Here is a 12,796-nt window from a genome sequence, read left to right as displayed (position 1 = left end):
CCGTGACCATGTTCTGCGACGCCTATGCGCTGCTCGCCGGGATGCACTACGCATCCACGGCGAGTTTGTCGTGCGCAGGCCTCGCGGGTACGAAAGGCATTGCCCGGCAGTCGGTCGTGCGCAAGGCCCTGTGGCATCGCCGTTACTTCCGGCCAACGCGTCTGCAAACCGCCACCCGCTCACTGGGTGCACGCCCCGGCCGGAAGCGTGGGCTCGAAGAACAATCTCACAAATCTCTCAGCCTCACCGTTGCCGCTGACAGGAACGTCGCCTGACGTTTCTGTAATTTGATGCGACCAATTCAGTTGGTGCGCAGTAAGTTACGGCGAAAAATACTCTCGACAATCGCGGTTTCGGCAGCGCATGCTGTTGGCGGCAAGGCGCACGAATGAACGTGTGCAGAACGGCGCGACATCGAAAATTTTTGTCGCGTCGGATCTTTGAAAACTGCAAAATGTGACATCCGCGCTCGTGGCGGAACTGGAAGACGCGCCCGGCTCAGACCCGGGTGCCCTACACGGGCATGCAGGTTCAACTCCTGCCGAGCGCACTGTCGGATCGTCGGTGAATCGTGTATCACACTCGACGATCGGCACTCACACACGCGCCGTTAGCTGAGTTGGGATAGCACCAGACTCTTAATCTGGGGACGGGGGATCGAAACCCTCACGGCGCACCAGTATTCATGCCGCTGAGGTGTAACCGGTTTGCACGCCAGTCTTCCAAACTGGCAGAGCGGGTTCGAGCCCCGTCAGCGGTTCCATTGAAACGACAAATCAGAGAGGAGGCACGCGGTCATGAAGCACTTTCGTCAACGCACAAACCGTCAGCATGCCGTGACGGTGTACAACGCCGACTACCGCGTGCTGACCCACGTGGCCTGGCAGGAGGCGATACGGCTGCTGCTGCGGGGCTCGGTTTACGTGATCGAGCGCCACAGCCCGGCCGTGCACATACACAGCCCGTCGACGGTCATCGAGCTGCCGGCCTCGGTCGCGCTACGCGAGTACATCCACGTGCCGCACCGTCCCGGCCATCGCGCAGCGCGTGTCGGGGTTCTGGAACGTGACGGCTACACCTGCGCCTACTGCGGCGAATACGGCGACACGCTGGACCACGTGGTGCCTGAGTCGCGTGGAGGCCAGAACACCTGGCTGAATCTCGTCGCCGCGTGCGCACCGTGTAACGGCCGCAAGGGGAATCGCACTCCCGAAGAGGCCGGTATGCGGTTGTTCTGGGAGCCGTACGAGCCGCACGAGCGGGCCCGCTACCGCGTTCCGGCGATGGCCTGACCAGGGATGCTCTACCCGGCGGGGCGGACGACGCAATGAGCGGAAGTCGTTCGCCCCGCCCGCCCGCACAATGCACTCCCTCGTAGCTCTTCAGTAGAGCCGGGCCCTGTTGCGGCTCAGGGGGTTCGAATCCCGTTCGCCACCCCACTCATGCCCACGCCCCTGTAGCTCAATCGGATAGAGCGTCGTCCTCCGACGGCGAAGGTTGACGGTTCGACTCCGTCCAGGGGCACGGCACGGGATGCCCGCGTAGCTCAAATGGAGAGAGCGCCTGTTTACGAAGCAGGAGGTTGCTGGTTCGAGTCCAGCCGCGGGCGCGCACGACGCTGCTCCAGTGTGGCCTGGGGTGGGCAAGAAGACCCCGCATCGATCGCGGTGAACCTTCGGTGCCGGTCCGGCGTATACCCCCGGGTACTGGCCCAACAGGTATAGGTAGGTCGTTCATGGTTCGCAGATCGGTCGTGCACTCATCACGGCGTAGCGGTGTGGTCACTCGACGAAGCGTTGTCCTCGGTATCGCGGTGGTCGGCGGGTTCCTTGCCACCGACCTGGGTGCGGTGCTTTACGCCCGCGGTCCGCTTGGATCGCGGAGCAGGTTGACCCCTCAGGCGTTCGTCGACGCGTTTTACAAGGTTGCCGGGGTCCATCGCGGTTATCGGCTGAATCATGCGAAAGGCGTTGCGGTAAGCGGGTTTTTCGAGAGCAACGGTGCCGGGTCGGAGATCACCAAGGCTGCGGTTTTCCAGGTCGGCCGCACCCCGCTGGTAGGACGGTTCTCGGTGCCGGGAGGAAATCCCATGGTGGCCGACACCGTCGATGCTCCGCGGGGACTGGGCCTGGCCATGGGGTATCCGGGTGGTGGGCAGTGGCGAACCGCGATGCTGAATATTCCGGTATTCCAGGATAATTCCGTGCAGGGATTCTACGACCGATTGCTTGCCTCCAAACCCGTGCCCGGGACCGGCAAGCCTGATCCCAACGTCATGGCACGTTTCCTGGCCGACCATCCTGAAACCGCGAGCGCCATGTCGGTGATCAAGCAGCAACTGCTCACCTCGGGCTTTGCCGACAGCACCTTCCGGGGGCTCAACGCCTTCTACTTTGTGAACGCGAACGGTGACCGCACACCCGTGCGATGGTCACTGAGCCCGCTGCGGGAGGTAAGGCCACCCGACGAAACTTCGAGCAATCCGAACCGGCTGTTCGACAGCGTCATTCGCGATATCCGCACCGAGCCGTTGCGGTGGCGCCTATTGGTGACGATCGGTGAGCCGGAGGACGATGTGCGCGACGCCACCGTCGCGTGGCCGGCTGATCGGCGCACGATCGACACGGGGACCGTGGTGCTCGACTCCATCGCGACGGAGTCGGCGGGCAACGCCCGCGATGTCAACTTCGATCCCATGGTGCTGCCGGACGGCATCGAACCCTCGGAAGACCCACTACTCCCCGCACGCTCGGCGGTGTACGCGGCATCGTTTCGTCGGCGCGCCGGTGTTGCCGGCGAAGCCCCGCAGGTCGAGGCCGGGGAGGTGGCGCAATGATCGCGTCGGCCATCCGATCCGGCTCCCGCTACGCGCTGGGCACCCGCGTTCTGCATTGGTTGGCCGCAGCGCTCGTGTTCGGCGCACTGGTGGTCGGGTTTGTCCTGGCCAACTCCCTCGCGGACTACGCAGTGCTCCTCAGCGTGCACAAGGTTCTGGGCGCACTCGTGTTCGTGGTGTTCGTGATCCGTGTGCTCAACAGGCTCACTGATCGTGGGCCCGCTCTCCCCGCGACCGTCGGCCGGGTCGAGCGCATCGCGGTTGTCGGCTCCGAACTCGCCATGTACGCCTTGCTGTTGGTACAACCGCTGCTCGGATGGGCGATGCTGTCTGCGAGCGGAGTGCCGGTTGTGTTGGGCGGCGCGCTTCGGCTGCCACCGGTCGTCCCTGTGAATGCTGAGCTGTTCGGTCTGCTTCGGGACGCTCACTCGGTCGTGGCGTACGCCCTGGTCGCGATGATCGCGGCACACGTGTCGGCGGTGCTCTGGCACACGCTGACACTGCGCGATGGCATGCTGCGCCGAATGACGTTCGGGGGCGATGAACCTCTTGAGCTACGTCGGCGTACGTAAGCCCGTGGTTATCACTCGGATGAGAAGAACTGTTGGTGCAACGCTGTTTTCCGCAGGCGTGGTCGTCGGATTCGCAGCGCCGGTTCACGCGAACGCCGACGAGCCGGCCGGGCCGGAACCGATCCTCGCAAAACAGGTATCGGACCTGGGTGAGATCGTCGTCGACGCGCGGGGAATGACGGTGTACGCGTTCCAGGGCGACACTCTCGCGACCAGTGGATGCGGCGAGCGCTGCCTACAGAAGTGGCCTGCCGTCGCCGCCCCCGATCCGTTGCCTGCGCAGGTGGCAGGTGTTGATGGAGTATTGGGTGTGTACCTACGCCCGGATGGCACCCGCCAGTTGACCTTGAATTCGCGCCCGCTCTACACCTTCATCCAGGACAAGACGGTCGGGCAACATGAGGGCGTGGGTAAGGAGCTGGGCAATTCCAAGTGGGGGATTGTGCAATCTGACGGGCTACCCCGGTACTGAACGTGGTGAACCGTCCGCGACGTCGCCGATCGTCGGCCGCAAAGCGTGAACGTGCGGCCGACGACCGGCTCTTGACCATGCTGTACACCATGCACGGCGAAGCGGTCCGGCGATTCGTCGCCGGACATGTCGTCGATGTACAGCACCGTGAGGACGTCGTGCAGGAGACGTTCGCGCGGGCCTGGAAGAACATCGACCAGATCGACGCCGACGACGGCAATCCCAGATCATTCCTGTTCACAGTGGCCCGGAACGTCATCGTCGATCAATGGCGGCGGCGATCACGGCGAGGCGAGGTGCTTGTGGACACCGATATTGGTCTGCCCAGTGCCGATGTCGTCAACAAGTCCTTGGAGCGGATCGTCATCGGTGAATCGTTGCAACGGTTGTCCCCCGAACATCGTGAGGTGGTCAAAGCGCTGTACTTCGACGACCTCACTGTTGCTGAAGCAGCGGATAGGCTCAATGTTGCTGTGGGTACCGTGAAGTCACGCAGTTACTACGCAGTGCGCGCATTGCGAGCGGTGTTCGACGAGATGGGGCTGCTGTGATCGACGAACCTCATGTTCTTCTCGGCGCCTATATCCTCGGGGGTCTCGATGCCGAGGAACGCGGGCGGTTCGAGGCGCACCTCAAAGAATGCGCACAGTGCCGCGCCCAAGCTGCAGATTTCGCGCCCCTGCCGGCTCTCCTGAGCAAGGTCGACCGGGCGGATCTGGATACCCAGCCCACCGACGATGGGGAGTCGGAACTGGCACTGCGCGACATGCTCGCTGCCCGCCGTGCCGCAGCGACCCGCCGTGTCCGCCACCGGGTGACGCTGGCTGCGTGCGCCGCGGTACTGGCCGCCGTCGCACTGGTGCTGGTCATCCCGCGCGGCGATACGGCCCCACCGGGTACGGGCACCTTTGCGATGCATTCGGTCGCTGCGGCCGGCGCCTCCGGGTCAGTGACGTTGACGCCGAAGCCGTGGGGGACCGCCATCGTGCTCGACCTGAAACAGTTGCCGCCCGATGGCGTATTCACACTGCGGACGATGGACGACAGCGGACAGATGCAGCCGGCCGCCACCTGGGCCGCCATGCCTACCGGGGCGGGCGTCGTACAAGGGGCGACGTCGATTCCGATGCCGAAGCTGCGAAAGCTGAACATCGTCGATGCCGACAACACTGTGCTGGCCAGCGTGGAACGCTGAGCAGCCTGTGTCGATCCGCGAGCTGATCGTGCTCGGTACCGCCAGCCAGGTGCCGACACGTCACCGCAATCACAACGGATATCTGCTGCGTTGGGACGGCGAGGGCTTGCTGTTCGACCCCGGAGAGGGATCACAACGCCAGCTGATCCTCGCAGGTGTTTCGGCCAGTGCCGTCACCCGGCTGTGTCTGACCCACTTTCATGGCGACCACTGCCTCGGGGTCCCGGGAGTGCTGCAACGCATGTCGCTGGACGGGGCGTCGCATTCGCTGCACGCCTACTATCCGGCGTCCGGCCAGGAGTACTTCGCCCGCCTTCGGCACGCGAGCATTTTCCACGACACACTCGACGTGCAGGAGCACCCGATAAGCGCCGACGGCCCGGTCGCCGATGGGGCATTCGGCCATCTGGAGGTGCGCACGCTCGACCATTCGGTGCCCTCGATCGGCTACCGGCTCGTCGAGCCCGATGGCCGGAGGATGGTGCCTGACTCGCTGGCACGTTTCGGGGTTGCCGGACCACTCGTCGGCGAACTGCAGAAGACCGGAGAAGTGCGTATCGGTGACCGCCGGGTGCGGCTGTCCGAGGTCAGTGAGCCTCGGCCGGGCCAGCGTTTCGCCTTCATCATGGACACCCGCCTGTGCGACGCCGTGTACGCCTTGGCAGAGGACGCAGACCTCCTGGTGATCGAAGCGACGTTCCTCAACGGGGACGCCGAGCTGGCTTCGCGTTACGGCCATCTGACCGCGCGGCAGGCCGGTCAGGTCGCCGCCGCGAGCAACGTGCGGCGGCTGGTGCTGACCCATTTCTCCCAGCGCTACGACGATGCCCGGCATCATCACGACGAGGCAGCCGAGGTCTTCGGCGGCGAGGTGATCACGGCCGAGGACCTGGCCAGGATCCGCGTTCCCCGACGGTTGTGAGGGCGCCGATCCCCACGCGTGCATGACATGAAGTTGATATGAAGTCTCCGGCGGACACCGTTAGTGTCCGCAGAATGTCAGAGTGACGATGTCGGTCCCCTCCTGCGATCAGCAGCGTGCCGGCACATCGATCCGAGCGCTGAGTGTTGCCGATGAGCCCGAGAGGCTCGACGCCGCCGCGGAGCGCGACGAGGTCGTCCAGCTGACCCGTCAGCAGGAGCTGCGGCAGGCCCGCTACTACCGGGGACTCCTGGAGTCGCAGCGGGCTGAGGTCGAAGAAGAGTTGGCCCGTGACTGCGAACTGCTCGTCAGACACGCGGCCGACGATCGCAACCGGCGTCGGACGCCACGCCTTCGTGAAGCCATCAGACGCAAGCGCCGGGAGCAGTACCAGATTGACTGTCTGCTGGAATCTCTGAACATGCGGTTCTTTCGGCCGCGGCCGATGCCGTTACCGGATCACCGCTTCACCATCGAGGTCGAACCCACGCGGCACGGCTACCGCGTAAGGATCCCCGAACTCGATCAAGTCGTGACCGCCGTCAGCCGCGATGATGCTGCAATGACGGCCCGCGAGTACATCGCCGTGAGCATCGGCATCGCGATCAGCCGGATCTCCGTCACCCCAGGGCGCTTGGGCACGTAGTTCTGATGGGTGCTCCTGTCGAGCCCCTCATCTCTGCGTCAATGCATGAGTTTCTAAAGCTTTTCGCAACTCTCGTGCGGAAAACTCCTGTGGGACAAAGTATTGCATCAGTGTGATGGCTTGCCATCTGTGGCTACCGGTTAATGTCCAGGCACAGTTTCCCCGTCATTCACCTACGGGAAACGCTGCGTCCCAACTATTTATGTGCAACTGATCGCTGGCTGGTGACACCGCTTCACGGGCATTGCTACGTTCCCTCGGGAAGAAATCTTCGATTACTGAGAGGCCCGCCGCCGCACCATGCTGAAAACCCTTGCACCACTGGCTGTCGCCTGTTCGCTCGGCGCTTTTGCTTCTCTTGCCGGCGCCAACCAGGCTGGAGCCCAGCCGATTCCAGCTCCGCCGGCGCCCGATGTTGCACCTGCGCCCGAAGTCGACAACGGCACCGTCCCGTCGGCGGCGCCGGGGATCTTGCCGACACCCGAGGGCTGGACGCTTTCGGTCAAGGCAGTGGACGAAACGCAGCTCGACGTGGCTCCGTTGACTACCGCCGTGTCCTCGCGCGAATACCTGGTGGGTGGAACGTTTCTGGGCGAGGTCACCGGCTCTGGCAAGGCCGCGCTGGCCGGTGGCACGTTGGAGGCCGGATATCAAATCGGTTGTGGCATCAGTGCCGATGTCGTCGATGCGAGGTTCGGCGGCAATATCACGCCCTCGCTGAGCTCCGCGGGAGTGCCGAGCGTCGGAGGTGGTCTCTTCGCGCAGATCCGCCCCACTCTCAAGCCGGGCACGGCATCCGTCGTCCCCGTGACGAAGATCGAATATGAGGGTGATGCGGCACGTGTGACGATCACCGGCCTGCGGATCAAGATCGACAGCTGCGTCGGCCAGTCCTTCATTCGCTCATACGCGACCTTCACCAGCTCCACCGCCGACACGCAGGATGTCGTCTCCTACGTGGGCGTGACCAAGGCCGTGTGAAGTCCCGGCCTCAAACTCACACTCGCTCAATCGTTTACGTTCCGAGAGGTGTCAACAACTGACATGACCAAGATTCTTGCTGCATTGTTTGCGGTAGGTGCGCTGGCGGTGCCGGCGCCCCACGCGACCGCCGCTCCCGAACCCGTCCTGCCGCACGAGCCGAACGCAGATGCTCTGCCGCCCGTCGAAGGCGAACCCGGAGCCCCGCCGGACACCGGGACCGTCGGCTCCGCGGAACCGTCCGTGGTCACGACGCCGGACGGTTGGGTATTGAAGCTCACGGCCAGGGATGAGACGCAATTGCCGATCCCAGCCCTGACCACCGCGACCTCGTCGCGTGAGTACCTGGCTGGTGGGACATTCACCGGCAACATCAGCGGTAGCGGCACCACGTCGTTGCAGGGCGGCACGCTCGAGGCGGGTTACCAGATCGGCTGCGGTATCGAGTTGGGTTCGGTTCGCCTGACCGGCAGCCTCGGCCTTTCCTCGTCGGTCAGCCGGACTGGCCTCGGCGGGATCAACGCACCGATTCAGGGCAATGTCGAAGTGCGCCCGAAACCGGGCGAGGTCATCGACGTCCCGGTCACCGAAATGAAGTTCAAAGGCAAGGATTCCCGGGTCACGCTCAAAGACGTGCACATCAAGATCGATGGGTGCGTTGGCCAGTCTTTTCTGCGGTCATTCGCAAAGCTGACCAGCGCAGCCCCGGGGTCCCAAGACGTCGTCGCGTACTACGGAGTGACCAAGACCGTCTGATCCGCGTCGGCCCCGATCTGCGGATACGTCGGGTACTCGATGCCCGACAGGTACTGCACCGTGCGCACCACCTGGGACGAATAGCCGAATTCGTTGTCGTACCAGACGTAGAGGATCACGTTGTCTTCGTCGACGATCGTCGCGTTGGCATCGATGATGCTGGCCGCACGTGACCCGATGAAGTCGCTGGACACTGCGTCGGTCGCCGCGGTGTAGTCGAGGTTGCGGCTCAACGGTCCCGACAGGGACGCCTGGCGCAGGTACTCCAGGGCCTCTTCCTTGGTCGTCGGGCGGTGCAGCTGCATGTTCAGGATCGCCACCGAGACATCCGGGGTGGGAACGCGGATCGAGCTGCCGCTGATCTTGGCCTTCAGGTCAGGCATGGCCTTGGCGACAGCGGAGGCCGCACCGGTTTCGGTCAGGACCAGGTTGAACGGCGCGGACCGGCCGCGACGGTCGGCGTTGTGATAGTTGTCCAGCAGGTTCTGGTCATTGGTGAACGAATGCACCGTCTCCACGTGGCAGCGGGCGATGCCGTACTCGTCGTCCATTGCCTTCAGCGGGGGAACGATCGCGTTGGTCGTGCATGATGCGCACGAGAAGATCTGCTGTTCGAGGTCGAGGGTGCGGTGGTTGACCCCGTGCACGATGTTCGGGACGTCGCCCTTGCCCGGGGCGGTCAGCAGGACCTTCGCGATGCCGGGCCGCAGGTGCTTGGACAGGCCGTCGCGGTCACGCCACTTGCCGGTGTTGTCGATCAGGATCGCGTTGTCGATGCCGTACTCGGTGTAATCGACGGTCGCCGGATCGTCACTGTGGATGAACTTGATGACGTTGCCGTTGGCGATGAGGCTGTTGGTTTCAGTGTCGACCTTGATCGTGCCGTCGAACTGGCCGTGCACCGAGTCGCGGCGCAGCAGCGACGCCCGCTTGGCGAGGTCGCCCTCCCCGTTGCTGCGGATCACCACAGCGCGCAGGTTGAGGCCGTTTCCGGAGCCGGCCTTCTCGATCAGCAGGCGCGCGACGAGCCGGCCGATCCGGCCGAACCCGTAGAGCACCACGTCCCGCGGACCCTGCGGTTCGCTCTTGTTCTCGCCGGTCACGTCGCTGAGGACCTGCGCGGTGAACTCGGGCACCGACAATCCCTCATCGCTGGCGCGGTACGCCATGATCAGCAGGCCGAGGTCGATCTTCGACGGGCCCAGGTCCAGATCGGCCAGCGCCTGCAAGAACGGGAAGGTCTCTTCGACCGACAGTTCTTCACCGCCGACCTGTCGCGCGAACCGGTGCGTCCGCAGGATCTTGATGACGGACCGGTTCACCAGCGACCGGCTGTGCAGCAGGACTGTCACGCCCTTCGCCCGGTACAGGGTGCCGATGATCGGGATCATCGCCTCCGCGAGTGCTTCCTGAGCATTCCAATGGGCGAGTTCTGGCGAGTTCAAATCAAGCGTCCTGTGGGTCGTGTGGGCTGGCCCCTCGGATGAGTACCGCCTTGATGGTAGCGATTGTCCGATCTCACAATGCGTCGCGGTTCGCCGGTGAGAATTGCAGTGGCCCAGGTCACAGGGGGAAATGGCGCGCCGTCTGTTTCCAGAACCGGTAGTCGTCGGGCAGGCAGACCGAACAGGGCCGGTAGCCGGCGGCGACGGCGGTGGCCTCGTCGGCGAAGAAGACACGGTTGCGCACGTATCCGCCGGCCGCGATGGCTCGCAGGGCCGACGGGCAGTCCAGGCGGCCGTAGAGCTTGCTGCCGCGATGCCCACCCAGGATTCCGGGTGTGACGCTGCGGTATGGCTGACCATCCGCTCCCGTCAGCGTGTACCGCTTGATGTTCGACGTCATGCGGCGTCGTGGAAGACAAGCCCCAGAGTGAATCGCGTACCGCTACGAACCACGGAAACCCCATGCCGCACCGGCGCTGCCGACCATCCGCGGGCCGAGGGCACCGGCCGGTCCCGGGTGGTGAAGACCAGGCCGTGCCCCTGCGGTATGACGGTGGCGGTGCCGCGCGACTGCGCGCGCGGCCGCTGTTCGTAGAGCAGGAACTCCCCGCCGGTGTGGTCGACGCCGGGGCTGGTCAGGTTGATGACCACTTGCAGCGGAAAGACCAGCTCGCCGTACAGGTCTCGATGGAGGGCGTTCCAGTCGCCGGCCTCGTACTTGAGCAGGATCGCGGTGGTTTTGGTCTGTCCCGCTGCGTGGCACATGCCCAGCCAGTCGTCCAGATCGTCGGGCCATGGCGCTTCCCGGCGAAGTTTGGTCCACCAGTCGCGCGCGATCGGCAACAGCCGGGGATAGAGCGCGTGCTTGAGCGCGACGACGGCGTCGGGATAGGGGGTGGAGAAGTAGCGGTACTCGCCTTCCCCGAAGCGGTATCGGCTCATGTCGATCGTGGAGCGGAACCGGCGCTCGTCGGGGTAGAGCGCGGCGATCCGGTCGGCCTCGGCAGCGGTGAGCAGCGGACCGGTAAGAGCGCAGCCCACGCTGTCGAGGTCCGAACGGATCGCATCCCAGTCGGCTGCGGCCACGCGGTCTGCCCACGGCCCACCTGCGACGCTCATGCGGCGGCCTCCAAATCCAGCAGAAGTCGTTTGGCTTCCACACCTCCGAGGTAGCCGCCCATCGCCCCGTCGCTGCGCACGACGCGGTGGCAGGGCACGACGACCGGCAGGGGGTTGGTGGCGCAGGCGCTCCCCACTGCACGTACGGCTTTGGGGTTGCCGGCGAGCTGGGCCACAGCTGCGTAGCTGGCGGTATGCCCGTAACCGATCTCCGGGAGGTGGTGCAGCACCGTGCTGCGGAATCCCGCGGACAACCGCCAGTCCAGCACGATGTCGAAGGTGCGGCGGGTACCGGCGAAGTACTCGTCGAGTTCCCGGGCCACGGTGTCGAGACGGGTTGGTGCGCGCAGGATGCGTGGGCTGACCTTGTCGGCGAGCTGCTGCAGGACGACGTCGTGGTCTTCATTGGCATAGGCGACGCGCACCAGGCCCTGGTCGGTGGCGGCCACCAGCAGCGGGCCCACCGGGCTGTCGACGATTCGGTAGGCGACGTCGAGAATGCCGTCGCGGTCGGCGGCAACGGCCAGTCGTGTCCGCAGGGTGGCCATGTGGTCGGTGCCGTCGGCCATCTGCGCCAGATCGTGGATGAGGTCGTGGTCGGTGTTCATCGGGTTTCTCCTCTCCGGGAGGTACTGATGGCGGCGGAGCCGCTCCGATAGGTACGTCTGAGGGTCGCGATGCCGTCGGCGGCGGCGCGCCGGGCGGCATCGGTGCTGCCGCCGAGGATGGCCGCGATGTCGGCATAAGGCAGGCCGGCCAGGTAGTGGTAGGCCACGGCTTGCTTCTGTTTGGTCGGTAGGCGCTCGAGCACATCGGCCAGGTCGTCGTCGCGGTCGTGCTGCGGTGTGGTGGGTGTCTCCGGCACGGTGTCGGTGGGGATCGCGTGGCGCGACCGGGCCCGGGTGATGTCGATCGCCTTGCGGTGAGCGACCGTCACCAGCCACGCTTCGATGTTCGCGTCAGCCGGAAGGTCCGGATAGGCCTTCATCGCGGCCAGGAACGTTTCCGACCACGCGTCGTCGGCGTCGATCGGTCCGACGACGGCCCTACACACCCGCAGTACCGTGGGGCCGTGGTCCTCGACCACTGCCTCGAAGGGCTGTTTGGCTTTCACGTTCTGTAGACGCTCCGACCGCAGGTTTCGTGAGATCCCAGTTTGGAATGGATGGTCAGCTCGGCGGCGCGAGGCCGTTGAGGATGAAATCCATGACCTCGTCGGCGATTTCGTTCTGGGTCTTGGTCGAGTTGATGACGCTGTGCAGCGCGGCGGTCATCATGATCGCCCCGAAGATACTGATCGCGGAGCTTTCTGGGTCGGCAAGACTGCGCAGTGAACCGTCGGCGGCCCCGGCCTTCAGCACGCGGGCGATGGGTTCGTAGAAAGCCTCTTGAACTGCCGACGCGAGATCGGGCAGGCGAATGGCGCGCCCGAGGTCGCCGACCAGCGCCTGGCTGGTGCCCGGTCGGCCCATGGTGTGGGCAATCTGGACCTGGACCACGGCGGCCAACCGGTCTCGGCCCGGCCCGGGAGCATCGGTGGCCGCGGCAACATCCCGGGCGAGCGCATCGAGGGAATCCCGGAACAGGAAGGCGAGGATGTCGTCCTTGCCCTTGAAGTAGTAGTACAGCGTTGCCTTCGGGACTCCCGATGCTGCGGCGATGTCCTCGATCTTGGTCTTCTGCAGCCCGCGGGTGGCGATGAGGTCCGTCGCTGCGTACAGCTTCTCGGCCACCGCAGGAGGCACGGTGCGCCCGGTCAGTTCAGCCACGAGCGCAGTCTACGAGCGTCCTTGCGCAGAGTTTGTACTTTGAGTACAAACTAGATGTCTAGTTCGGTGGTAACGATGTGCGG

The 12,796-nt window shown here is 64.8% G+C and carries 17 protein-coding genes and 5 tRNA genes; 16 read left to right on the top strand and 6 right to left on the bottom strand.

Features of this window, described 5'->3' with window-relative positions; genetic code table 11:
* The first annotated feature begins 2 nt into the window (after nucleotides 1–2).
* The 16 genes from AC4ELH_RS22830 to AC4ELH_RS22755 all read left to right on the top strand — a co-directional run bounded on the left by AC4ELH_RS22830 (nucleotide 3) and on the right by AC4ELH_RS22755 (nucleotide 8,380).
* Nucleotides 3–275, top strand: coding sequence for a hypothetical protein (locus tag AC4ELH_RS22830; protein ID WP_448445058.1), 273 nt, complete (start codon nucleotides 3–5; stop codon nucleotides 273–275).
* 190 nt (nucleotides 276–465) lie between these two features.
* Nucleotides 466–550: transfer RNA gene (locus tag AC4ELH_RS22825), tRNA-Leu, on the top strand.
* 54 nt (nucleotides 551–604) lie between these two features.
* Nucleotides 605–679, top strand: a tRNA-Lys gene (locus tag AC4ELH_RS22820).
* Nucleotides 680–687: 8 nt separating this feature from the next.
* Nucleotides 688–763 (top strand) — tRNA-Gly (locus tag AC4ELH_RS22815).
* A 34-nt stretch (nucleotides 764–797) separates the two neighbouring features.
* The gene (locus AC4ELH_RS22810; RefSeq protein WP_448445060.1) at nucleotides 798–1,292 is read left to right on the top strand and encodes an HNH endonuclease; all 495 of its coding nucleotides are present in this window, start codon (nucleotides 798–800) and stop codon (nucleotides 1,290–1,292) included.
* A gap of 158 nt (nucleotides 1,293–1,450) precedes the next feature.
* Nucleotides 1,451–1,524: transfer RNA gene (locus AC4ELH_RS22805), tRNA-Arg, on the top strand.
* Nucleotides 1,525–1,535: 11 nt separating this feature from the next.
* Nucleotides 1,536–1,609: transfer RNA gene (locus AC4ELH_RS22800), tRNA-Arg, on the top strand.
* Nucleotides 1,610–1,777: 168 nt separating this feature from the next.
* Nucleotides 1,778–2,836, top strand: coding sequence for a catalase family peroxidase (locus AC4ELH_RS22795; protein WP_448445062.1), 1,059 nt, complete (start codon nucleotides 1,778–1,780; stop codon nucleotides 2,834–2,836).
* On the top strand, nucleotides 2,833–3,408 hold the full coding sequence (locus AC4ELH_RS22790; protein ID WP_448445064.1) for a cytochrome b: 576 nt from the start codon (nucleotides 2,833–2,835) through the stop codon (nucleotides 3,406–3,408). Before AC4ELH_RS22795 ends, AC4ELH_RS22790 begins: the two co-directional genes overlap by 4 nt.
* 19 nt (nucleotides 3,409–3,427) lie before the next feature.
* Nucleotides 3,428–3,880 (top strand): COG4315 family predicted lipoprotein, encoded by a 453-nt coding sequence (locus AC4ELH_RS22785; protein WP_448445066.1) that lies wholly within the window; start codon nucleotides 3,428–3,430, stop codon nucleotides 3,878–3,880.
* A gap of 5 nt (nucleotides 3,881–3,885) precedes the next feature.
* Nucleotides 3,886–4,431 (top strand): sigma-70 family RNA polymerase sigma factor, encoded by a 546-nt coding sequence (locus AC4ELH_RS22780; protein ID WP_448445068.1) that lies wholly within the window; start codon nucleotides 3,886–3,888, stop codon nucleotides 4,429–4,431.
* Nucleotides 4,428–5,075 carry a zf-HC2 domain-containing protein gene (locus AC4ELH_RS22775; protein WP_448445070.1) on the top strand — a complete coding sequence of 216 codons (648 nt, stop codon included), beginning with the start codon at nucleotides 4,428–4,430 and terminating at the stop codon, nucleotides 5,073–5,075. The genes AC4ELH_RS22780 and AC4ELH_RS22775 overlap by 4 nt, the downstream gene beginning before the upstream one ends.
* Before the next feature lie 7 nt (nucleotides 5,076–5,082).
* Nucleotides 5,083–5,997 (top strand): ribonuclease Z, encoded by a 915-nt coding sequence (locus AC4ELH_RS22770; protein WP_448445072.1) that lies wholly within the window; start codon nucleotides 5,083–5,085, stop codon nucleotides 5,995–5,997.
* An 82-nt stretch (nucleotides 5,998–6,079) separates the two neighbouring features.
* Nucleotides 6,080–6,643: a hypothetical protein gene (locus tag AC4ELH_RS22765; RefSeq protein ID WP_131811651.1), complete on the top strand. Its 564-nt coding sequence runs from the start codon at nucleotides 6,080–6,082 to the stop codon at nucleotides 6,641–6,643.
* Nucleotides 6,644–6,943: 300 nt separating this feature from the next.
* Complete coding sequence (locus tag AC4ELH_RS22760) at nucleotides 6,944–7,624, top strand: MspA family porin (protein ID WP_064883362.1); 681 nt, start codon at nucleotides 6,944–6,946, stop codon at nucleotides 7,622–7,624.
* Nucleotides 7,625–7,687: 63 nt separating this feature from the next.
* Nucleotides 7,688–8,380, top strand: a complete 693-nt coding sequence (locus AC4ELH_RS22755) for an MspA family porin (RefSeq protein ID WP_064958363.1) — start codon at nucleotides 7,688–7,690, stop codon at nucleotides 8,378–8,380.
* Here the strand turns inward: AC4ELH_RS22755 and AC4ELH_RS22750 are convergent.
* The 6 genes from AC4ELH_RS22750 to AC4ELH_RS22725 all read right to left on the bottom strand — a co-directional run bounded on the left by AC4ELH_RS22750 (nucleotide 8,356) and on the right by AC4ELH_RS22725 (nucleotide 12,713).
* On the bottom strand, nucleotides 8,356–9,825 hold the full coding sequence (locus tag AC4ELH_RS22750; protein WP_064883367.1) for a glyceraldehyde-3-phosphate dehydrogenase: 1,470 nt from the start codon (nucleotides 9,823–9,825) through the stop codon (nucleotides 8,356–8,358). The genes AC4ELH_RS22755 and AC4ELH_RS22750 overlap by 25 nt on opposite strands.
* Before the next feature lie 118 nt (nucleotides 9,826–9,943).
* The gene (locus tag AC4ELH_RS22745) at nucleotides 9,944–10,225 is read right to left on the bottom strand and encodes an Ada metal-binding domain-containing protein (RefSeq protein WP_448445076.1); all 282 of its coding nucleotides are present in this window, start codon (nucleotides 10,223–10,225) and stop codon (nucleotides 9,944–9,946) included.
* On the bottom strand, nucleotides 10,222–10,944 hold the full coding sequence (locus AC4ELH_RS22740) for a 2OG-Fe(II) oxygenase (RefSeq protein WP_448445078.1): 723 nt from the start codon (nucleotides 10,942–10,944) through the stop codon (nucleotides 10,222–10,224). The genes AC4ELH_RS22745 and AC4ELH_RS22740 overlap by 4 nt, the downstream gene beginning before the upstream one ends.
* Nucleotides 10,941–11,492, bottom strand: coding sequence for a methylated-DNA--[protein]-cysteine S-methyltransferase (locus AC4ELH_RS22735; RefSeq protein WP_448445248.1), 552 nt, complete (start codon nucleotides 11,490–11,492; stop codon nucleotides 10,941–10,943). The genes AC4ELH_RS22740 and AC4ELH_RS22735 overlap by 4 nt, the downstream gene beginning before the upstream one ends.
* 56 nt (nucleotides 11,493–11,548) lie before the next feature.
* The gene (locus AC4ELH_RS22730; RefSeq protein WP_448445080.1) at nucleotides 11,549–12,058 is read right to left on the bottom strand and encodes an RNA polymerase sigma factor; all 510 of its coding nucleotides are present in this window, start codon (nucleotides 12,056–12,058) and stop codon (nucleotides 11,549–11,551) included.
* A 55-nt stretch (nucleotides 12,059–12,113) separates the two neighbouring features.
* Complete coding sequence (locus AC4ELH_RS22725; protein ID WP_236734781.1) at nucleotides 12,114–12,713, bottom strand: TetR/AcrR family transcriptional regulator; 600 nt, start codon at nucleotides 12,711–12,713, stop codon at nucleotides 12,114–12,116.
* Nucleotides 12,714–12,796: the final 83 nt, after the last annotated feature.

It is taken from the genome of Mycobacterium shunyiense (genome assembly GCF_058270075.1).
Note: the sequence above shows the minus strand (reverse complement) of the source record. Positions and strands in the feature narration are given on the sequence as shown.